This is a genomic window from Geobacter metallireducens GS-15 (assembly GCF_000012925.1).
Classification (GTDB): domain Bacteria; phylum Desulfobacterota; class Desulfuromonadia; order Geobacterales; family Geobacteraceae; genus Geobacter; species Geobacter metallireducens.
This window is the reverse complement of sequence record NC_007517.1, coordinates 2,503,579-2,522,508: the sequence shown is the minus strand read 5'-3', so window position 1 is coordinate 2,522,508 and position 18,930 is coordinate 2,503,579. Positions and strand designations below refer to the sequence as shown.

The 18,930-nt window shown below is 55.1% G+C and carries 18 protein-coding genes; 10 read left to right on the top strand and 8 right to left on the bottom strand.

Translation table 11 applies throughout. The annotated features are described in order from the left end of the window. Positions 1-130 precede the first annotated feature (130 nt). Together GMET_RS11220 and GMET_RS11215 are read left to right on the top strand one after the other, a co-directional pair. Complete coding sequence (locus GMET_RS11220) at positions 131-586, top strand: thioesterase family protein (RefSeq protein WP_011365983.1); 456 nt, start codon at positions 131-133, stop codon at positions 584-586. After that, positions 583-3,312 (top strand): molybdopterin-containing oxidoreductase family protein, encoded by a 2,730-nt coding sequence (locus tag GMET_RS11215; RefSeq protein ID WP_337998864.1) that lies wholly within the window; start codon positions 583-585, stop codon positions 3,310-3,312. The genes GMET_RS11220 and GMET_RS11215 overlap by 4 nt, the downstream gene beginning before the upstream one ends. Before the next feature lie 60 nt (positions 3,313-3,372). Here the strand turns inward: GMET_RS11215 and GMET_RS11210 are convergent, their stop codons facing one another. Genes GMET_RS11210 through GMET_RS11200 form a run of 3 tightly spaced genes read right to left on the bottom strand, consistent with a single transcriptional unit; the run spans position 3,373 to position 6,654 of the window. After that, entirely contained in the window at positions 3,373-4,158 is a 786-nt protein-coding gene (locus GMET_RS11210; protein ID WP_011365981.1) for an SDR family NAD(P)-dependent oxidoreductase, read from the bottom strand. A gap of 48 nt (positions 4,159-4,206) precedes the next feature. Continuing rightward, entirely contained in the window at positions 4,207-5,817 is a 1,611-nt protein-coding gene (locus GMET_RS11205) for an FAD-binding protein (RefSeq protein ID WP_011365980.1), read from the bottom strand. A 39-nt stretch (positions 5,818-5,856) separates the two neighbouring features. Further along, complete coding sequence (locus GMET_RS11200; RefSeq protein WP_148206080.1) at positions 5,857-6,654, bottom strand: enoyl-CoA hydratase/isomerase family protein; 798 nt, start codon at positions 6,652-6,654, stop codon at positions 5,857-5,859. Positions 6,655-6,900: 246 nt separating this feature from the next. On the opposite strand from GMET_RS11200, the gene GMET_RS11195 reads away from it, so the two are divergent. Next, the gene (locus tag GMET_RS11195) at positions 6,901-8,571 is read left to right on the top strand and encodes a sigma 54-interacting transcriptional regulator (protein WP_011365978.1); all 1,671 of its coding nucleotides are present in this window, start codon (positions 6,901-6,903) and stop codon (positions 8,569-8,571) included. A gap of 224 nt (positions 8,572-8,795) precedes the next feature. Here the strand turns inward: GMET_RS11195 and GMET_RS11190 are convergent, their stop codons facing one another. From GMET_RS11190 to GMET_RS11175, 5 genes are all read right to left on the bottom strand, one after another. After that, complete coding sequence (locus GMET_RS11190; RefSeq protein WP_041249148.1) at positions 8,796-9,161, bottom strand: hypothetical protein; 366 nt, start codon at positions 9,159-9,161, stop codon at positions 8,796-8,798. A 171-nt stretch (positions 9,162-9,332) separates the two neighbouring features. Continuing rightward, complete coding sequence (locus GMET_RS11185; protein ID WP_011365976.1) at positions 9,333-9,587, bottom strand: hypothetical protein; 255 nt, start codon at positions 9,585-9,587, stop codon at positions 9,333-9,335. A 58-nt stretch (positions 9,588-9,645) separates the two neighbouring features. Then, positions 9,646-9,786 (bottom strand): hypothetical protein, encoded by a 141-nt coding sequence (locus GMET_RS18825; RefSeq protein WP_187148444.1) that lies wholly within the window; start codon positions 9,784-9,786, stop codon positions 9,646-9,648. Between the two features lie 162 nt (positions 9,787-9,948). Next, on the bottom strand, positions 9,949-10,968 hold the full coding sequence (locus GMET_RS11180) for an adenine deaminase C-terminal domain-containing protein (RefSeq protein WP_274377791.1): 1,020 nt from the start codon (positions 10,966-10,968) through the stop codon (positions 9,949-9,951). Between the two features lie 2 nt (positions 10,969-10,970). Beyond that, positions 10,971-11,687, bottom strand: a complete 717-nt coding sequence (locus tag GMET_RS11175; RefSeq protein ID WP_041249146.1) for an adenine deaminase — start codon at positions 11,685-11,687, stop codon at positions 10,971-10,973. A 250-nt stretch (positions 11,688-11,937) separates the two neighbouring features. Here GMET_RS11175 and GMET_RS11170 point away from each other — a divergent pair, with 250 nt between their 5' ends. The 7 genes from GMET_RS11170 to GMET_RS11140 all read left to right on the top strand — a co-directional run bounded on the left by GMET_RS11170 (position 11,938) and on the right by GMET_RS11140 (position 18,906). Then, complete coding sequence (locus GMET_RS11170) at positions 11,938-12,852, top strand: amidohydrolase family protein (protein ID WP_011365974.1); 915 nt, start codon at positions 11,938-11,940, stop codon at positions 12,850-12,852. 204 nt (positions 12,853-13,056) lie between these two features. Next, positions 13,057-13,833, top strand: a complete 777-nt coding sequence (locus GMET_RS11165) for a glucose 1-dehydrogenase (RefSeq protein ID WP_011365973.1) — start codon at positions 13,057-13,059, stop codon at positions 13,831-13,833. 262 nt (positions 13,834-14,095) lie between these two features. Continuing rightward, the gene (locus GMET_RS11160) at positions 14,096-14,665 is read left to right on the top strand and encodes a TetR/AcrR family transcriptional regulator (protein ID WP_011365972.1); all 570 of its coding nucleotides are present in this window, start codon (positions 14,096-14,098) and stop codon (positions 14,663-14,665) included. A 342-nt stretch (positions 14,666-15,007) separates the two neighbouring features. After that, positions 15,008-16,459, top strand: a complete 1,452-nt coding sequence (locus GMET_RS11155; protein WP_011365971.1) for a 4-hydroxyphenylacetate 3-hydroxylase family protein — start codon at positions 15,008-15,010, stop codon at positions 16,457-16,459. A gap of 7 nt (positions 16,460-16,466) precedes the next feature. Next, positions 16,467-16,781 (top strand): hypothetical protein, encoded by a 315-nt coding sequence (locus tag GMET_RS11150; protein WP_011365970.1) that lies wholly within the window; start codon positions 16,467-16,469, stop codon positions 16,779-16,781. 27 nt (positions 16,782-16,808) lie between these two features. Further along, positions 16,809-18,017: a thiolase family protein gene (locus GMET_RS11145; RefSeq protein ID WP_238378916.1), complete on the top strand. Its 1,209-nt coding sequence runs from the start codon at positions 16,809-16,811 to the stop codon at positions 18,015-18,017. Positions 18,018-18,117: 100 nt separating this feature from the next. Beyond that, positions 18,118-18,906, top strand: a complete 789-nt coding sequence (locus GMET_RS11140; RefSeq protein ID WP_011365968.1) for an enoyl-CoA hydratase/isomerase family protein — start codon at positions 18,118-18,120, stop codon at positions 18,904-18,906. Positions 18,907-18,930: the final 24 nt, after the last annotated feature.

Below are 18,930 nucleotides of genomic sequence, written 5' to 3'. Positions count from 1 at the left end.
TGACGTCGTCGCTTTTCTAATGGCGGAAACAGAAATTTATTGAATGACGCTGGTCCGCTGCAGCAAGAACGGATGACAAAAGAAATTTGTATTTAGTGGCTGCCGAGTCGCTCCGGAAAGGTTGAAGACCATGGCCCGTGTTCAGATAGATTTACCCGATAAGTTTATTTATTCTACCAAACTACAGGTACGTATAGGGGATGTAGCGGCCGGTTTCCACATGGGCAACCATATGCTTATCTCTTATCTCAATGAGGCATTGCTCCTGTTCTTTCGCGAAGCAGGTGTCATCGGGATGTTCGGTACGAAGATGAACCTGATCGATGCAGACCTCGCCGTGATCTACAAAACTGAGGCTGCGCATGGGGACATGCTTCGTGTCGATTTAGGGATTATTCCATCGGGTATATACGGTTTCGATGCCTTCTATCGGGTAACGAACGAGAGAACGGGAGAGGAAATAGCAATAGCCAAAATGGCCATGCTGTTTTTCGATTACGAGCAAAGACAGATTTCCCCTGTACCGGAGGCGTTCACCGTTGCCTTGCCCAAAATATATAATCGCGCAATTCCTTCTACTGAATGATGCCGGCCTGTGGTACGAGAAGTAACTACCCCAAAGAAAGAGGCCTAATAATGACTGAAAGTAACAGTTGTACAAAGCGCACTTTCTGTACAATTTGCCCGCAACATTGCGGTGTTCTCGTTACCGTGAAGGACGGACGACCCGTTGCTGTAAAGGGTGATCCCACGAGCCCCATCGGCAGTGGGAGCTTGTGTGTCAAGGGGCCACGTGTCCTCGATCTTCATGAACATCCGGGCCGCCTCAATTATCCACTTAAGCGGATCGGGGCGCGTGGCGAGATGAAATGGGAACAGATCAGTTGGGAGCAGGCTCTGGACGAGATCGCGGCAAAGTTGTCATCTCTGCGCGACCAGTTCGGACCCGAAATGCTGGCCACCCTCGGTGGTACCCACAAGGGGCCGGGCGATTGGTCCTCCTGGCGGTTCTGCAACCTGTTCGGTACTCCCAATTTCGTTAACCAGGGGCGTAACTGCGGGGTAGGGCATATTCTCGCCGAGAGTTCGGTTTATGGTTATGACACGATGTATGCGGCTGTCCATCCGGGTAAGACCATGCTTGCCTTGATCTGGGGGTCTAATCCCGCGGAATCAGGTACTACGGTGATGGAACGGCTTATCCAGGGAAAGAAGCAAGGAATGAAAATAGTGGTCGTTGATCCGCGCAAGACCCGTGTGGCGGAAATTGCCGATATATGGGTACCGGTCCGGCCACGCACTGACGGGGCCCTGGCTCTGGGTATCGCCCATGTCATGCTTCGTGAAGGGCTCTATGATCGGGAGTTTGTTGCTGCATATTGCCAAGGGTTTGATGAGGCCCGGGAAGTGATTGAGCAGTATCCGCCGGAGCGGGTCGCTGCAATCTGCGGAATTCCGGTTGAGATGATCGAGGAGGTGGCCCGTTTGTACGGCACAGTGCGTCCTGCCCGTCTTGTGCCCGGAGTAGCATTGGTGCAGGCTGGTCAAGGTGCCAGTCGTACAGCCACCCTTGTGCGGGCGATTCTTGTTGCAATCTCCGGCAATCTCGATGTGCTGGGAGGCGACCCCCTGGCCATGAAATACGATGAGGGACAGTTCGCCTGGCTGGACAACATTCATTGGGATGCCCTGGTGCATCACCCCCTGCGCACACGGGATACCCTTGGCTCCGCCGAGTTCCCCATTATCGGCGTCGAGGCATACAAACGCTTCCGCGAAACCCAGGCCCGTCTCCACCCCAAGGGGCACAACGCGGCCGCCTACATGCTGTTTGCCAACCAGAACGCCATCTATCGCGCTGTACTTGCAGAAGAGCCCTATCCGGTAAAGGCCGTCATCGTCCAGAACGGAGAGCCGCTCCTCTCCATGGGGGGAGCACGGGCTGCCCATGATGCGTTCACGAGCCCCAATCTTGATCTGCTGGTGACTATGGATCTGTTCATGACCCCTACAGCCCAGCTGTCTGATTATGTTCTCCCCGCGGCCCACTATCTGGAACGGCCTGACATCAGCATGCACTGGGGGTTGACCCACCTCTTCGTGTGCGGGGAGCAGGCGGTGGAGCCTCTCTTTGAGCGGCGCAACGATTATGAACTCTGGAAAGGACTTGGCAAGAGGCTGGGACAGGAAGACCGATGGCCGGCAGACCTGGAAGGGATGCTCAACCTGTTCCTCGCTCCGTCGGGGCGTTCCTTTGCCCAGTGGACCAAAGAGGAGCGGAATTACCAGGCTCCCCGTCTCATGCACAAAAAACACGAACAACAGGGGTTTGCCACCCCGTCGGGAAAGGTAGAGCTGTTACCGACCATGTTTGAAAGGGCAGGTATTGAAGCTCTCCCTGTCTACGAGGGGCCACCCTACAGCACGCCGGAAGTGGACGACCCGGCCCTTTACCCCTATCACATGATAGCAGGGAATCGTACCCGCTATTTCATGGGGTCCAACCTCCATCAGATCGAGGCCCTGCGCAAGCATTGTCCCGATCCACCCGTCTGGATTCATCCTGAGACAGCAGCCCGTCATGGTATCAATGATGGAGAGTGGGTGATCATCGAACGTCCTGAAGGGCGCATCCGTCAGAAGGCTCTCCTGACCGACAAAATCCGACCTGATACGGTTCAACCTGAGGGGTATTGGTGGTACCCGGAGCGGGAGCCGGGAGAGCCCGGGTTGTCAGGTCTCTGGGAGGCCAATGCAAATGCAATTACTCCTACCGACATCGGCTTGTGCAGTTTTGCCGGAGACCAGCCACTGCGTGGTGGACGCTGCCGGATCGCTCCTGCAGGCCATCCCGCCCTGGGCAGGGCCGACATCCTGGCCGGACTTCAGGCCCTGGCTGACGATCTGGAGCGGTTAGTGGGGCATCTCGATTCCGGATTTTTAGAACGTCTCGGCAGCGACAGTCGTTTCGCTTTATGGAGCAGCCTTGTAGAGATATCCCGGACTGGTGCTCAGAGTCGGGAGTGGCTACGGAACGTGTCGGGCGTTATGGTAGCTGACGGAAACGTCGCTACGTTCAGGCCGGAGGAAACCTTGGCGGTTCAATTGCTGGATAAGCTGATAGATGATAAACGGGCATTGTGTCAGGAAATGCTTCAGCTTGTTGCAGGGCTTTCGCAGGAGTCGTTGGCTCAGTGCTGCCGGCATCCGGATCTGGGGGAGGGAACTGTGGAATCGCTGCTTTGGAGCCATATGCGTCACGAAGCAAATCAGAGTGAAAAAATTCGTCAGCTGCTTACTGGCATGCGGTGAACAAAGGCGGGATTGGCAACTGGGGGAGTGGCATGCTCCCCATCCAGTTGCCAATTGTTTTTAATTAGGTTCCGGTTTCTCTTGGAGGTAGACGCCGCAGGTCCAGGCACCGTCCACAGCCAGCTCCGCCCCGGAAACGTAAGAAGCGTCGTCGCTGGCCAGAAAGAGGCTGGCGCGGGCTATTTCCGAAGGATCGCCAACCCGGCTCAGGGAGACTCCGGGGAACTGTTTGCCGAAACTTGCATTGAGGGCATCCCTGTCCAGCCCGTGCGGATTGAACATCGGTGTATCGACTGTGCCGGGATGGAGTGAATTGACCCTGATACCGAAGGGGCCCACTTCCATGGCTACACACTTGGTAAGGCCACGGACCCCCCACTTGCTGGCATTGTAGGCCCCCATGCCGCAGGACCCGCGCAGACCGTCCGTGGATGAGACATTGACGATGGACCCTGACCGCTGTTTTTTCATGATCGGGATTACCGTTTTCATTCCAAGGTAAGGGCCGATAACGTTGATGTCGAGTAACCGCCTGAAGGCTTCGCTCCTGGTTTCGTCAATTAATGCGTATAAAAAGATGGCGGCGTTATTGACAAGTATGTCGATGCGGCCGAATGAATCTATCGCACTTCTTGCCACATCTCCCCATCCCCTTTCGTCTGATACGTCAAGATGGCGGTAAATTGCGCCGTCTCCCATCTCTTGTGCCAGTGCCGTTCCTTCGGCATCAAGAACATCTGCGATGATTACCCTGGCGCCTTCTTTAGTGAAAACCTCGACAGTAGCCCGACCCATGCCGCGCGATCCACCGGTAATAATTGCCACCTTTCCGGCGAGTTTTCCCATCTGTTCCTCCTGTTATCATCGGTTTATAAAATTTGCGGCCCAGTGGTTTCAATCCCCTTGGCCGCAGGCATGACGCGCGGCACGATACGCTAAGACGCACCCCTGTCCCAGGGTTGCGCCGGCGCCGGGGTAGAAGTTCCCGAAGAAGGAAGCGGCAGCGTTTCCCGAGGCGTAGAGTCCGGTCACGAATTGGCCGTTTTCCAGCTGAGTGCGACCGTACTCATCGGTGATCGGCCCCATCTTCGTTCCGAGCGTACCAGCATGCATCCGCACCGCCTGGTATGGCCCTTCGACCTTCTCGATATTGGGGTGGCCGTTTCTGAACTTGTCTCCCATATAATTGTCGTACGGACTCTCTCCCCGGTGGAAATCGTCGTCTTTTTGCTTTCCTGCCATGGAGTTCCAATGCTCCACCGTTTCCCTGAGGTTTGCCGCAGGGATTCCGATTTTGTCCGCCAGATCTTCGAGTGTCTTTGATTTGTTCATGTAGCTCTTGGCAGGTTGCAGGTAAGAGACGATTCCCCTGACGTAGTTTTTGACGTAGTAGTCGCCCCAGATGAGCCATACGTTGTTAAGTGCCGGATCCTTTCCCTGGGCAAGCACTCCGCCGACAGTATTGTAACAGGCTGATTCATTGGTAAACCGTTTGCCGTTGCCATCGACCATGATGCCTCCAGGCCAGCAACGGTCATAGAGAGCACTGTGATAGGCCCAGAGATCCGGTCCCGGTTTTTCCTCGATCCGGTCATCGTAGGTTTTGAAGACAGGTGACCACCAGCAGTACGGATTGCCGATCTTGAGCCCGGCTTCCAGTGCAAGGCCCAGCCCTCCGTTGCCGGTATCGCACTCCTCGGGGGCTACGGAGAGAATGGGTCTCTCGGCGTCGATCCGCTTCATCAGTTCAGGGTTGTGGGAGAAACCGCCGTTTGCCATCATGACTACCGGCGCCGTTATCCGCTGACCGTTTATTATCGCCCCGGTCACGGTGCCATTCTCTATTTCCAGCCTTTCGGTAGTGCTGTTGAGGGAGAGATCAACACCGGCCTCGATGCACGCCTCCAGCAGGAAAGCAATGAATGCCTTTCCCATGGTCATATGTCCGGCAACGGCTCGTTTGGTCAACAGAGTCTTGTTCCAGTGCCCGAAACGGTGCACACCCCAGGTCATAGCCTCATTAAGGGTAAAGGGGACATAATAGGCGGGGGTTTTGCGGACCAGGGAGCGGTATTTCTTTGGCCCCTTGTAGACTCCGGGGAAAACCGATCTCTCCCTGGCGGAGCCTTCCTTCTCCATGTAGTAATCGGGGTAGCCGATGGATTTCTCCATCTCGACACCATTGGCGATCCAAAAATCCAACAGGTTTGGTGCATCAGCAAGGAATCCTTCGAGGCATTTTTCGTCAATCTCCGGGTAAACATTTTTGACATACCGGCGGGCCGCTTCGGTGTCCTGGGAAGGGTCTGCCATGAACCGGTGGCCGGGGAGCCAGACTCCTCCGCCGCTGTATGCCGTACACCCGCCGACACTCTCGGTCTTTTCCACCACGTGAACGTGCAAATTCGGTTTAAACTTTTTTACGGCGAGCGCAAACGTAAGTCCGGCCGCACCCGAACCAATGATTAAAATATCGCATTTCTTTGGTAAGTTCTTGATTATCATGATTTTCTCCTGTTGTTTTGAGATCTTTAGAATTTATTCCTATTTGAAAACCGGAGTTCGTTTTTCAATAAAGGCCTTGATTGCATTGCTCGAATCCTCAGTTCCAATCAGCAGCGCCTGCCCCAGTTCTTCGTGTTTCAAGGCATCCTCCAGGTCGAGTTGCAATCCTGTATAAATGGCCCATTTTGCCATTTTGTAGGCCTGTCTCGGCCCCTTGGCCAGTTCCTTCGCATAACTGAGGGCTGCGGTTCTGAATTCTGCGTCGGGGAAGACCTTGTTGACCAGACCTATACGGCAAGCCTCTGCGGCATCTATCTTCTCGGCAGTGAGGATCATTTCAATGGCACGTCCCACACCGACGATTCTGGGAAGGAAGTAGCTGCCACCCATATCTGTCATGATTCCGGCCTTGATAAACGATTCGGTAAAGACAGCGGTATCGGAAGCAAGCCGGATGTCGCAGGATAGAGCGATATTCATCCCCGCCCCGGCGGCTACCCCGTTGACCGCTGCGACAACTGGCTTAGGCATGTGGTGCAGAAGGAGTATCGCCTGATGGGATTCCTTGACGTATCCCTCGCGAACCAGCGGGTCCGATGTTTCAAAACTCGGATGGCCCTTGAGGTCACCCCCGGCACAGAACCCTTTTCCCGCGCCGGTGATAAGTACAACCCGTACCTCGTTATCGGTAGTCGCTTCCTGCAACACCTGGATCAACTCCAACAGGATGGTGCGGTTGAGAGCGTTCAGCCGATCTGGTCTGTTCAGGGTGATTACCCCGACTCCCTCTGTTTTCTCGTAAAGCAATTCCTGAAATCCCATGATGAATCCTTTCATTTTTTGTATTTTGATGCTGCTGCACTCTATTTATTATCGCAGCTTTCGTGCCATATACCGATCGTGCGAGCAGAAACTGTAACTAGCCGTTAATCTGCTATGTTATAGTCACAACATTTAATGGTACGCAGAAAGATAATGCTTGTTTCCTGTTGTATTTAACAGTAGTGTAACAATTGAAAGAAAAGTTTCGCTGGAAAGCGCTGTCGTGGGTGGCAGCGATGTCGTTAGCCGAGGAGGCGATGAATGGAGAAACCTGGAGGAAGCGGAAACAGGGGGGGTGCGACGCAGGGAGAGAGCAATCCTCCGGTAGACTGTTCTTCTTGTGGTCCAAACAGCAGCACGTTGGAAGAACGTCTGAGATTCGAGATGCTTCTTTCGGAGATATCTTCAGTCTATTCCAATCTCCCTGTGGAAGAGGTGGATAAGACGATTGAGTCTGGTCTCCAGAGGCTTGGTGAATTTTTGGGGGCCGACCGATGCAACCTGGTGCAATTCTCCGAAGACGGTTCCCGCGTCCTTGTTTTTCATTCGTGGATACACGATGACGCAAAGCCTGACCCCGGGTTTATCGCCCCCGATCATAATCTTTTCCCCTGGTTTGCGAAGATGTTTCATCTTGGGAAGGTCGTACAGTTTTCCCATCTGGATGACCTGCCGGCGGAGGCGGCGACTGATATAACGGCACTGCTGGCATTGCGCATAAAGTCGCAGGTGTCGGTTCCGATCTCGGTAGGGGGGCATGTCTTCGGGACTCTTTCCCTTGCGACGGTCCGGAGCTACCGTTCCTGGCCGGATGAACTGGTGCCACGGTTGCGTCTTGTGGGGGAAATCTTTGCCAACGCCCTGGTAAGGAAGCAGAAAGAACTGCAGATTCGCAAAGCGTTTCAGCAGATCAAGGAACTGAACGAGGAACTTGCGGCTGACTGCACGTATTTGCGGGAGGAGATCGATCTGAACTACGATGTGCATCATATCATCGGCCAGAGTCTTCCCCTCAAACGGGTGTTGGCCAAGATCCAGCAGATTGCCCTTACGGACACGACCGTCCTCATACTGGGGGAAACCGGCACTGGCAAGGAACTGGTTGCCCGGGCGATTCATGCGGCGAGCCAGCGTCGAGATCGGCCGATGGTTAAGGTGAACTGTGCCTCGCTTCCTGCAAATCTTATAGAGAGCGAGTTGTTCGGCCACGAGAAGGGTGCGTTTACCAGTGCCCAGGTGAGGCAGATCGGGCGTTTCGAGTTTGCCGACCGCAATACCCTCTTTCTCGACGAGATCGGTGAACTTCCTCTGGAATCCCAGGCGAAACTCCTCCGGGTGCTCCAGGAAGGAGAGTTCGAGAGGTTGGGCAGTTCGCGCACGTTAAAGGTCGATGTCCGTATCGTTGCCGCCACCAACAGGGACCTGGAGGAAGAGGTCCGCAAGGGGCGTTTTCGTCAGGATCTGTGGTATCGCCTCAACATCTTTCCCATCACGGTTCCGCCGCTGCGTGAGCGTACGGAAGATATCCCCCTGCTCATCAATCTCTTCGTGAACAAATTCGGCCGGAAACTGGGGAAGAGTATTCGGCGCATTCCCGCAGGTGTGATGAAGTCCTTACAGGCCTACGATTGGCCGGGGAACGTGCGGGAACTGGAAAACGTCATCGAGCGTGCGGCGATCAATACCGTCGGCCCATCCCTCCAACTGCTCGATAACCTGAAGAGTTCCTTGGTAACGGAAAAGACCGCAGCACCACGGCTGACCCTGGAAGAAGCCGAACGGAGCCATATCCTGCAGGTGCTTGCGGATACGAACGGCCGTATAGAGGGACCCAAGGGGGCCGCATTGATACTCGGTATCAACCACTCGACTCTTCGTGCCAGGATGCGCAAGCTCGGCATTCACATCCGAAGGATTTCAGACGCCGATTGAGCTGCAATGCAGGTGTAACGAGGCGTTGATTACAGGCGTTGGCAGAGCTTTTTTCGCAATATCGCAGTCAATTTTCCGGTAACGTCCTTTGCCGGTCCCTCCGCTTTTGGCTGTTTTCCCCCTCCCATATCATGAGTTGTTTTCGTTCTTCATGGTCCGGTCACGATCGGGGAACAATCTTCTCGAGCCATGTCAGAACTATTTCCGCCAGCCCCTCGGGGGGTTCACGGTAGAAGTGTCCGCAGTCGGGGATGACGGCCCGCGTCACCGGCCCTCCCCATACTCCGGCAATCCAGTCCCCTTTCTCTCGGATCGGGACGAGAGCTGCTTCCTTTTCCCCCTAGGGTGTGGAGAAGGGGGACCGAGAGACCGGACAGGAATTCGCACTGCTCGATGGCGTTGTGATCGACCCAGAGGTTGAGAACGGTTGCGGCCCTGGCAATAACCGGGAACCGGCCGGTGGGACGCTCGAGCACGATCTCGTCCGGCCTTCCCTCCTCCACCAGGGTGCGGGCCCGGGCAACGAACCCCTCCCAGTCATCCACCCAGAAGCGGTGGTTTGCACGCATGCCGGCCGGGGGGCTCATCATTGCCAGGGCCTCGATGCCGCTCCCCGGAGTCTGGGAGAGAAAATATCCCCCCCCGTTGGCTGGAGAAGCTATGACAGACGAGGATGAAGCGCCGGCAGCCCTGGGCACGCCCCCAGGCCAGGGCTCCGGGGAGATCGAGCAGGACATCCTCGAAGCGGCACCGGAACATCCCTAGCAGGTGCCGGTGGGGGGATGGAGATAGCCAATATCCCGGTCGCGGCTGTTGATGGCAAGGCAGTCATACCCTGCCAGGACCAGGTAGCGGGGCAAAAAACGTTGCGGGCCGGTGTAGAAATTCATCCAGGAGGCCCCGTGGGTCAAGATGATGAGGGGATCAGGGGCATGTCCTTTCCCTCTCTGCCGGTACAAGGCGGCATCAAGTTCGAGACCGTCCTCGGCTGTATAGGTTATTAACTCAAGATACATGATGTTCCTGCCTTTCAGAGCTGCATGCCGCCGGTAGCGCAGATGACCTGACCGGTGATTATCCAGCCCGCGTCGGGGCGACAAGGTTGGCGACGATGCCGGCAATATCGGACGGCTCCCCGATCCGGCCGAGGACGGTGCTGGCTTTGAAGGCTGTGTGGCTACTTTTGAAGGGGAGGGCTCCTGATATCCATTCCATGACGTGCAGGTCAGAGTGGCAGGTTCCGGCACCCCCAATCTTGATGAGCGCCTTGCCGTGCCCTGACTCAGGGACCGTAGCGTCGCGCAGTTACGGGGGCTGTCACTGGACAAGTTGAAATATCTTCATCGTATGCCTCATCGGGTTGATGTGCTGCCCGGTTCAGTCAAGCACCGGTGGCAGAAAGGCCCGTTCCTTCACGTCGTAGATCCCCCAGGGGGGCATGCGGAAAAAAGGGACGCCAATGTAGGTGAAGTAGCGCTGAATGAGGAAGATGTCGTCCCATGGGCACCCGAGCTCCTGGGCCCAGCGGTTCAGGAGCTCGATGTCCGCGGCGATATCGGGGACAGGGGCCGTGGATATGAATCCCCCCATAGGGAGTGGGAGTTCAGCCGCAATCTGGCCTTGCTGCACGGCCACAATCCCCCCACCGTTGCCAACCATGCGGTTGTATGCCGTGGCCATGTCGTGGTCGTTGCTGCCGATAACCAGGGTGTGGTAGGGGTCTGAGGCCACCGAGGTGCTGAAGCCTCCGAGATGAGCGCCCATCCCCACTAGAAAACCGACAGCGAAACCCCCTTCCGGTTTGGGCATGGCCATCTTAAGGATCACTTCTCGTCTGGTTTCGGGCGTAACCACCCCATCTCTCACTGCCATATGCAGGTCCCGGCGCCTGGTCACGGTTTTGTCGACCAGTTCGACGGTAGGCACGATCACATTTCCTCTTCGATTGGTGGCCATGCGAAAGTCGGTGACGTGTGTCTCCTGAACCGGCGGCTGATAGGGGGGGAGTTTCGGTTCCGCTCGCTCCCCGTCCCATCCATCCACGGTCAGGCCATTCCTTGCCACTACGCGGCCTGAGGCCATCACCCAGCGTGGTAGCGGTTCCTGGAGGGTGGCGAGGCAGAGGATGTCCGCATATCTTCTTGGAGCGATGGCCCCCACATCATCCTCGATCCCCAGGTAGCGGGCCGGGTTAAGGGTTGCCATGCGATAGGCATCAATGGGTGATATCCCCAGTTCCAGGGCAGTGGCGATGACATGGTTCAGGTGTCCGGTTTGCACGAGAGCGGCCTGCGGCACCCAGTCCGTGGTGAACATCAGCCGTGAGCGGTCCACCTCTTCACGATGGACGAGTCGGGCCAAAGCAGGGAGGTCAGGACGTGCGGGGCCGTGGCGCAGGATTACATAGAGACCTGCCCGCAGGCGGTCCAGCGCTTCCTCCGCGGACAGGGCTTCGTGGCAGTCAGTGAAACCAGCAGCTGCAAGTGCCTGGATCTGGTCGGCCCGGGCTCCGGGGAAATGCCCCTGGTGCCTGGGCCGCTCCTGAGTAACAGTTCCATGCTTGCCATGAGGTTCGGGTCGCCGGCCAGAAGCTTGCGCCAGGGAAGAGATTCTACGGTCCCCAGGACCTGGTCATCGCCGAGGGCGTCTGCAAGTTCCTCAGCGCTGAGACTGGCGCCGGTGGGATACCCCAGTTCTTCAAGTTCCGGTGCAAGGCTGGTGCGGGAAACCATGAAGAAGACGTGCAGGGGGAGAGATGAGGCTGCCGACTGGAGATAGTCGAGTCCTGTTTTTCCGAAGCGCCCCACCATGGCGAGGGTGTCGTTGACAACGGTTGTTGTCCCGAGGGGGAGGACCGCTTCGGCCATGCGTCCGAGGGAGACGATCAGGTCGAAGTGGGAGTGGGGTTCCACATACCCTGGCACGAGTAGGCCGTCCTCCGCATCAATCATTTCCGTGCCGGCGCCGACCATGCCCCGGGAGGTGCCCACATAGGCAATCCGCCCTCCGGCGATAGCCACCCCCACATCGGCAAGGATCTCTCCGGAATAGATATTGAGGACGCGACAGTTGTGGATATACAGATCCGCTTCCCTGTGTCCGCCAGCCACTGCCATCAGGTGCGTTGAACTTGGCGCCGCCTTGTTATTGGGATCTGACAGAAAAATATTCATATTTCAAACCATTGTTTGTTGCATGTGTTTGACTTGCATTCTCTCCGATATTGTGTTATTTGTCTGTAGAAAAATAAACCAACCGTTCGGTATATATAATATACGAACATTGTTTTTGTTGATTGGGTGGCGAGATATTGGCGGCCTGCGGCAGGAATCGCAGTCCTTTAGATGGCAAAGAGGTGGTCACGGCATGCACATATCACGCTATGTAACCTTTGATGCCCATGTGCACGTGATGAGCCGCAGCCGTCTCGAGAGCGGGTGGCGATGGCTGCAGCAGCAATGTCATGACGATGTGCGGACCACCGGCAAGCCCCCGACCCCGAAGAGCCTCATGGCCGACCTTGCTGGGTCTGGCATCCAAGGGTGCTTCAATTTTTTCTTTGCTATCTTTCCCCGCACATCCCGGGTAGTGAATGAATGGAACGACAGGTTCTGCTCAGGGAACGCCGGGGTACTTCCCTTTCTCACTCTCCACCCCCATGATACCTCTGGTGAGCGCAGTGAGATGCTGAATGAGTTTATCCTCAACCGTCATTTTGCTGGTGTCAAGATCCACTCTTTCATTCAGGACATCCGTCTGGATGCAGAATGGATGCACGATGTCTGTGCCTTTCTGGCAAAGAACCGGCGTATCCTCTATCTCCATACCGGTTTCTCTGCCACTTACCGCAATCGATACCACGAAGAAGAGATGGCCAGAGACCTTGCCACGCTTCTTTCTGCTTTCCCGGGACTAACGGTGGTGGCAGCCCACATGTTCTATCCCCGCCTTGATCTTGCCTTCCGCTTGTTGAACACCTTTCCCAATCTCTATCTGGATACGACAGGGTTGATCTCTACCCTAGAGAAAGGGGGAGATGTGGGAAGGTGGCTCCCTTCCTGGGAGGAGCACGCCGAGCGGATCATGTTCGGGTCTGATGCGGGGCTCAACCCTGCATCGATCCTGGAAGAGGTACGGCTGTTTGAGGAGCTTGCAATGAGTGAACAAGCGCTTCGGCGCATCGGGGGGGAGACGGCGTGGCGGCTGGTAGAAATCCTGGGCCTTTCACGAGATGGTATGAAGTTGCCACTGTCTCCCGCCAACATAGCGAAATCAGCTTGAAGGATATCTATTGGAAAGTAACTGTCATGACCAGAGATAAGAACATCCAGTTAGTTCGCAAAATTTGTGGGAAAGACCATGCGGCTGTCCGTTTTTTTCGGCACCATGTTGGCCTAGCAGGTACTATTCAAGTAATGGTGTATGGTGTGTACAATAGGGGCACGTTTAGTGCCATAGACTGATGGTCTAAAAAGGAGTAAGGATATGGGAAGAGTCGAGGGAAAGGTAGCAATTGTCACTGGTGCAGCATCTGGCTTAGGGGCTGCCAGTGCACGGCTTCTTGCGCGCGAGGGAGCAAGGGTCGTAATTACGGATATCAATGTAAAAGATGGTCAGGCGTTGGCTAATTCACTAGGTGAAGGAGCGATCTTTCTGCGGCATGATGTCAGTGACGAGGCGCAGTGGGTTGCCATTATCGAGCAGACGTTGTCACGCTTCGGACGCCTGGACATCTTGGTTAATAACGCGGGTGTGGTGGTTGTGGCTGATGTTGAACACACGACAGTGGAAGATTGGCGTTTTGTCAATGCCGTCGGCACGGACGGTACATTCTTCGGTTGCAAGCATGCCATACCAGCAATGCGAAGATCGGGGGGAGGATCTATCGTCAATCTGTCATCCCTTGCCGGCATCGGCGGCTATCCCCTTGTGTTTGCCTATTCCGCTTCCAAGGGGGCGATTCGTGCCATGACCAAATCCGTTGCTGTCCATTGTGCCCAGAATAAATACAATATCCGGTGCAACTCCATTCATCCGGGGGGGATCCTCACCCCCTTGGTTGAAGGATTTATCAAGTCGGCGGTTGGTACTGCGGATGCAAGTATGGACAAAGCACGGGACCTGTTTTCCAAGTTGGGTGAGCCTGATGATGTTGCCTACATGGTCTTGTACCTGGCGTCGGACGAGTCTAAGTTTGTGAGCGGCTCCGAGTTCATCATTGATAACACGGCAACAATTACCGAGGGAGTAGTGCCGACGTAGGCGGCTCGGTCCGTGCCTTATTGCTTGATCCGGAAATATATTCGGGTTGTTTCCTGGAAACTCGCTCCCATGGTGCGTCACCGGGAACCTTTGGTGGAATTTGGTGTGGCAGTAATCGCAAGGTGCTGTGAAGTAGAAGTGGAGCACACAAGTCTATTGACTTTCGGTCTGTTTTCTTGTAGCTGAAAGTTACAGCAGATTGCCTGGGGACAACAGTGCCAGAATACTGCAATGACAATCCGTCGAATGAAAGGGCTAGCCTATGGAAAATACCTACGACAAACTGATTACGGCTGCGATCGAATTGATGAATATTGAGGGGTATCCCGGTGCATCCATCGGCATGCTTGCCTCCAAAGTCGGTATTTCCAAAAGTACGGTGATCCATTATTTCAAAAGCAAAGAAGGGATTCTTCTTGCCATACTGGAAAATTTCCTCCCCGGATATATTGATGCTTTCAAACCGGTACTTAAAGATCCCGATATGGATGGGGTTGAAAAACTGCACAAATTCCTTCACTTCCATATGAAACTGGTGGTTGAAAGGAGGGATGTGTTAACGATCAATCTAAGGGATACCAAATACCTGACAGGTAAAAACAAAGTTATTTACCAGAATCAACAACGGCTCTATGAAGAGCAGGTAGTGAAGATTATCGAACAAATCCAGAAGGAGGGGCATGGTTTGTTCAGAGGGTTAAAGCCTTCCATTACCGCGAAGGCGATCCTGGGCATGTGTAACTATGCCACCATCTGGTACAAGGAGGACGACCGGTTAAGCATAGAAGACCTTGCAGAGCACTTCTTTGCCATTTTGACCAGAGGTAAGTAGCGGGCGGACCGGACTCCAATCCGGTCCCGCTGTCTTTTCACTCGTTTCACCGTTCTTCAAATCCTTAAGAGTCCTTCCCCTCACGTTACCTAACACCTTCCGCGGTATTCTGCTTCAGTTCCATCTAGTGTAAATTTTTCAAAATCGAGAACACTACTTTCGTGTTTTCCCCGGCCCGTCAGTAGTTATTGAATTATTTTTTCCCTTGACAATGTGACGCTGTTTTATCATACTATACCAAACGTTCGGTATATGATGGCCAGTCGATGTGTGGACTCGTAGCAGCGGTAGACAGAAAATCTTATTTTTCAAATACTCGGGAACATTTGGGGGGAGGTAAAGATGGCACTAAGAGATGGGAATTCCTACCGGGAAAGCCTTCGGGCGCTCAATATCAAAGTCTATGCCTTTGGAGAGAAGATTGACAGCATAGTAGATCACCCATTGTTCCAGCCCCATATCAATGCGGCTGCATTGACGTTCGACTTGGCCCATGATCCGACCACGGAAGCGCTCGTCACAGCCACCTCACACCTGACGGGGAGTAAAATCAGCCGCTTCACCCATATCCACCAGAGCACCGACGATCTCATAAAAAAGGTGAAGATGTTGCGGCTTATTGCAGGGAAGACGGGAAGTTGCTACCAGCGCTGTGTGGGGTGGGATGCCCTGAACGCTAACTATACGGTAACCTATGAGATGGACCAGGAGCTTGGTACCGACTATCACCAGCGTTTTAGGCGTTACCTCGAATATATACAGGACAATGACCTGATGGTGGCGGGAGCAATGACCGATCCCAAGGGGGACAGGGGGCTGCCTCCGGCAAAACAGAAAGACCCGGACATGTTCGTGCACGTGGTGGCAAAGAATGACAAGGGGATAGTCATTCGTGGGGCAAAGGTTCACCAGACCGGAATTGTCAATTCCCATGAAATGCTGATTATGCCAACCATGGCCATGGGGGAGGAGGACGGCGACTATGCGGTTGCCTGTGCTCTCCCCACGGATTCCCCCGGTGTCATCCATATCTTTGGTCGTCAAACCAACGATACACGCCGTCTGGAAAAGGGAGACCTTGATCAGGGTAATGCTGAGTATGGAACTGTCGGAGGCGAGGCTTTGACCATACTTGAAGATGTCTTCGTCCCGTGGGAACGCGTCTTCATGTGCGGAGAGTACAAGTATGCGGGGCTGCTGGTTGAGCGTTTCGCGAGCTATCATCGACAGAACTATGGTGGATGCAAGGCAGGCGTGAGCGATGTGATCATCGGCGCAACTACCGCTATGGCAGAGTACAACGGAGCAGCCAAGGCTTCCCACGTGCGTGACAAGATCGTGGAGATGGTCCACCTCACCGAGACCCTTTATTGCGGTTCCATCGCCTGCTCCTGTGAGGGTGCTCCCACGCCGTCAGGGGCCTATTTCGTCAATCCCCTGCTGGCCAATACGGTTAAGCAGAACGTGACCCGTTTCATCTATGAGATTGCACGCCTTTCCCACGATATTTCCGGTGGCTGCATGGCAACCATGCCTTCGGAGAAGGATCTGCACCACGATGAGATCGGCAAATATGTAGAGAAGTATTTCCGGGGGGTGGACGAAGCTCCCACTGAAGAGCGCATGCGGATGGCCCGGCTCGTTGAAAATATGACGGGCGGCACGGCTTTGGTGGAAAGCATGCATGGTGCCGGCTCTCCCCAGGCGCAGAGAGTCATGATCCTCCGCCAGGCAAATCTCGGCCATAAGGTAAAGCTTGCCAAGAAACTGGCCGGCATAAAGGAAGAAAAATAGCGGGGCCATGGGGCATTTCAGGGTCTGTGTCAAGTATTGCGGCAACTGCAACCCTGAGGTGGATACGCCCGGGATTGTCAGGAAGGTACAGGCGCTTGCCCCTGATATCGAATGGGTGTGGGGAGATTGCCCGTCTGTCGACCTGGTGCTGGTTGCCAGCGGCTGTTCCGTAGCGTGCGCCGCCAGCCCGCTTTTTACCGGGCCGACGGTGACCCTGGTCTGTACAACCTTAAATGGCAGGAAATTACCGGAGGCGGATCTTGCAGCCGCGATACTTGCGGAGATTCGGGGCTCTCTCGGCACTGTCAGAAAAAAGGCGTGATGAAATAGTTCTTGATTTTATGCAGCAGTGAAACTACGCAAACTGGAGGCCGATTTCATGGAAGAAGCAGTCATAGTCGGAGCAGCCCGTACGGCGATTGGAGATTTCATGGGGGCACTCAAGGATGTGTCCGCGGTGGATCTGGGCATTGCTGCCGTTCAGGGGGCCTTGAAAAAGGCCGGGATTGGTCCGGAACTGGTGGAAGAGGTTGTCGGGGGGATGATCTACAAGGCAGGAGCCAAGGGGAACCCGGCGCGCCAGGTCCAGCTCAAGACGGGAATACCTCTCGAGGGGGCAGCCACTACGGTGGAGCAGTTGTGCGGGTCAGCCATGCGGGCACTGGAAATCGCCTCGCAGCAGATACTCCTTGGGAAGACGTCTGTAGGTGTTGCTGTAGGGATGGAGAGCATGTCCCAGGCTCCCTATCTGCTCCTCAATGCCCGTCAGGGCCTGCGCCTCGGTTCAGATTCTATCGAGGATCATCTTCTGCACGATGCGTTGATCGATGCTTTCAGCGGTACGCACATGGGGATAACCGCTGAGAACCTGGCGGAGAAATACGGCATTTCCCGCGAGGAACAGGATGATCTGGCTTTGTTGAGCCATCAGCGGGCCGTTGCGGCCGCGGAGTCAGGGAAATTCAGGGCTGAAATCGTGCCGGTGGAAGTGAAGAGTCGCAAGGGGACCATCGTCATCGACACCGATGAGCATCCCCGGGCGGACATGAGCCGGGAGAAGCTGGCCGCCCTGAGACCGGCATTCAAAAAAGATGGCACGGTCACGGCGGGCAACGCTTCGAGCATCAACGATGGTGCTGCCGCGCTTGTGCTCATGACAGCAAGGCGGGCCAGGGAGCTTGGGGTGAGCCCCATTGCCCGGATACGGGCTACGGCTTCCTTCGGTGTTGCACCGGAGATCATGGGAATCGGGCCGGCCTATGCCATTCCCAAGGCTTTGAAATATGCCGACCTGCAGATGAAAGACATCGACTACTTTGAAATCAACGAAGCCTTTGCGGCCCAATTTCTGGCCGTGAATCGTGAGCTGAACATCGACCTCTCCCGTGTGAATGCGAACGGGTCGGGGATTGCCCTGGGGCACCCCGTTGGGTGCACGGGGATACGGATCATCGTGACCATGCTGGAAGAGATGAAACGGCGGCAAGGTAGATACGGGGTTGCTTCCCTCTGTGTCGGTGGTGGACCGGCAATGGCAACGGTCATAGAGATGATCTGAAACCTTCTCGAAAAAATTTAAGAACAGGAATTTTTGTACTTGACATGTAAACCGAACGGTCGTACTATTCGGATAACTGATAGGAAGAGAGGGTCGGATAATGAGTTATGAAGCAATCATGCTGGAGCGTAACGGAGCAGTTGGAGTTCTGACTTTTAATCGGCCAGAGGTATTGAATGCATACAACCGGACCCTTGCCGCAGATATTATAACGGGATTCAACGAGCTTGTAGCGGACAAATCGGTGAGGGCAATCGTATTGACCGGTGCCGGCAAGGCGTTCATGGCCGGTGCGGACATCAATATGGTCAATGGCTGGACCAAGTTGGGGAATGCCGCAAAGATCAAGGAGGATCTCAGGCAACTGGTCAATCCGAATATGATAGAGGATTGTCCCAAGCCGACCATTGCTGCAGTAAACGGTCTTGCCTTTGGCATGGGATGCGAGCTTGCCATGGCCTGTGATTTTCGGATTGCAGCAGAAAAAGCCCAATTCGGCCAGCCCGAGGTAAAGCTCGGCATCATTCCCGGTGCAGGGGGGAGCCAGCGTCTGCGGGAACTTGTCGGGCCGACCAGGGCGCTGGAGATGATTTCCACCGGCGACCCCATTGATGCCCAGGAGGCCTACAGGATTGGCCTTGTCAACCAGGTGGTCCCCCGCGATGAGTTGATGGAGGCGGTCAACGCGTTTGCCGGCAGGCTGATCGACAAGGGAGCGGTAGTGCTGGATATCTGCAAGAAGCTGGTCTACGAAGGGGGTGATCTACCTCTCCGTGGGGGGATCGATTACGAGCAGGACCAGTTCTGCAAAATCCTCCTGACAGCAGATGCACAGGAAGGGACTCTGGCCTTCCTGGAAAAGCGCAAGCCGGTCTTCAACAAGGGTTAGTAGACACAGGTGTTCAATCCTCCA

Coding starts and splice junctions, on each gene's coding strand:
- GMET_RS11220 (WP_011365983.1), top strand. CDS start 131: ATGGCCCGTGTTCAGATAGATTTACCCGATAAGTTTATTTATTCTACC.
- GMET_RS11215 (WP_337998864.1), top strand. CDS start 583: ATGATGCCGGCCTGTGGTACGAGAAGTAACTACCCCAAAGAAAGAGGC.
- GMET_RS11210 (WP_011365981.1), bottom strand. CDS start 4,158: ATGGGAAAACTCGCCGGAAAGGTGGCAATTATTACCGGTGGATCGCGC.
- GMET_RS11205 (WP_011365980.1), bottom strand. CDS start 5,817: ATGATAATCAAGAACTTACCAAAGAAATGCGATATTTTAATCATTGGT.
- GMET_RS11200 (WP_148206080.1), bottom strand. CDS start 6,654: ATGAAAGGATTCATCATGGGATTTCAGGAATTGCTTTACGAGAAAACA.
- GMET_RS11195 (WP_011365978.1), top strand. CDS start 6,901: ATGGAGAAACCTGGAGGAAGCGGAAACAGGGGGGGTGCGACGCAGGGA.
- GMET_RS11190 (WP_041249148.1), bottom strand. CDS start 9,161: ATGATGAGCCCCCCGGCCGGCATGCGTGCAAACCACCGCTTCTGGGTG.
- GMET_RS11185 (WP_011365976.1), bottom strand. CDS start 9,587: ATGTATCTTGAGTTAATAACCTATACAGCCGAGGACGGTCTCGAACTT.
- GMET_RS18825 (WP_187148444.1), bottom strand. CDS start 9,786: ATGGAATGGATATCAGGAGCCCTCCCCTTCAAAAGTAGCCACACAGCC.
- GMET_RS11175 (WP_041249146.1), bottom strand. CDS start 11,687: ATGGCAGTGGCTGGCGGACACAGGGAAGCGGATCTGTATATCCACAAC.
- GMET_RS11170 (WP_011365974.1), top strand. CDS start 11,938: ATGCACATATCACGCTATGTAACCTTTGATGCCCATGTGCACGTGATG.
- GMET_RS11165 (WP_011365973.1), top strand. CDS start 13,057: ATGGGAAGAGTCGAGGGAAAGGTAGCAATTGTCACTGGTGCAGCATCT.
- GMET_RS11160 (WP_011365972.1), top strand. CDS start 14,096: ATGGAAAATACCTACGACAAACTGATTACGGCTGCGATCGAATTGATG.
- GMET_RS11155 (WP_011365971.1), top strand. CDS start 15,008: ATGGCACTAAGAGATGGGAATTCCTACCGGGAAAGCCTTCGGGCGCTC.
- GMET_RS11150 (WP_011365970.1), top strand. CDS start 16,467: ATGGGGCATTTCAGGGTCTGTGTCAAGTATTGCGGCAACTGCAACCCT.
- GMET_RS11140 (WP_011365968.1), top strand. CDS start 18,118: ATGAGTTATGAAGCAATCATGCTGGAGCGTAACGGAGCAGTTGGAGTT.